The 1,354-nt window shown below is 54.7% G+C and carries 2 protein-coding genes; both read left to right on the forward strand.

The window, feature by feature from the left end:
• A partial coding sequence (locus ACFUEJ_RS24210) for a DNA-methyltransferase (protein WP_388032380.1) occupies positions 1-345 on the forward strand: 345 nt, incomplete at its 5' end.
• Positions 345-569, forward strand: a complete 225-nt coding sequence (locus ACFUEJ_RS24215; protein ID WP_376498674.1) for a hypothetical protein — start codon at positions 345-347, stop codon at positions 567-569. The genes ACFUEJ_RS24210 and ACFUEJ_RS24215, both read left to right, overlap by 1 nt.
• Positions 570-1,354: the final 785 nt, after the last annotated feature.

The raw sequence follows: 1,354 nt of genomic DNA on the forward strand, positions 1-1,354 counted from the left end.
GACAAGGTTTACGACACTTGGTATCCGAAGACGCTTTTGAAATTTTCAAACGCCGGAAGTTCTGTGAAGTCTGTCCACCCAACTCAGAAGCCGGTGGGGCTTTGCGAGTACCTAATTCGCACCTATACCAACGAAGGTGAAACGGTGCTGGACAACTGCATGGGAAGCGGCACGACCGGCGTTGCGTGCGCGAACACGGGGCGGAAGTTCATCGGCATGGAGCAGGACGCAGGCTATTTCAAGATCGCCAGCGAGCGGATCGAGCAGGCGTTCCAGAAGGGTGTCGAGCAGGTGCTTGAGAGGCGTGGCGAGTCTGCCGACCTGTTTGCTGGTACGCTGGCGTGATGACGAAACTTGACATCGCGGTTGGCATCGTTGGCGCGGTGGCCTCGCTTGGGGCTGCTGTGTTCTGGCTTTGGTCCGCGCTGATCCAAGTGCCGAACAACATCGACACCTTCATCGGAGAGTTGCAGCGTATCGGGCGTATGAATGGGCGAGGCGCGATATGCGCTTGTGTGGCTGCGGCGTGCGCGTCCTATGCGTTCCTTAGAAGCATCGGGTGGGTCTGATGGTCTAGCAGTATCCGGCAACTACAGGCAGAAACGGGCAATTTTTTAACGTGGTATTTCGCGTGGCATCGGAAAAAGTGACCTGTATAAAAATCATTAAAATCAAAGTGTTACAAGGCTCATTGATGAGTGAGTGGGAGTGATCTAGACTGCTCCCAAGTCGTTCCGGGAGTTCCGGTTTTCCCTGTTTTTCCGTTTAAAAACAGGGGGTTATTGTCTGTCGAGATCCTCGGCGATCCGCGCAATGCCACGTGGAAATGTCGGTACTGTTGGCGGGACGGATGTTCCTCCTGGGACGGTCCTGTCCTATACCGTCACGCTGGTTTGACGGTATCGGCCGACGGTATACGTTCGAGGAGGTTTTTATGCTCACTGACACGCAGCTGCGTGCCCTCAAGCCGGCTGAGAAAATTTATAAGATCGCCGATCAGCGCGGACTATATGGGGAGCCGGCTGCAGCGGCTGACACTGAAGTGCTGGGTGTTCGACGCTCCTCTCAAGCGTGCTGACTCCTTAGCGCTCAAAGTGCCTCAGATGATCTCCTGGGGTTGCCTATCGTCGAAGTCGATCAATCAAACGTTGTAGCGCTTCGACGATCGCTCGATCGGTCTTTCCATTGTTTCGGACGTCGTTCAGCCACGGACTGTCGAGGGAGAGGCGCCTACGATAAGCTTGTATGAACATGGCCGGGGTCCATGAGTTCAGGAATGTTCACTTTTACGGTTCACGCTGGAGAAGTGAAGCACAATTTCCCTGGTGCCTCCATTATCGGCTTCGCGCAATTG

Origin of the sequence: Gordonia sp. NPDC057258, from assembly GCF_042668985.1 — a bacterium.
Lineage (GTDB): Bacteria > Actinomycetota > Actinomycetes > Mycobacteriales > Mycobacteriaceae > Gordonia > Gordonia hongkongensis.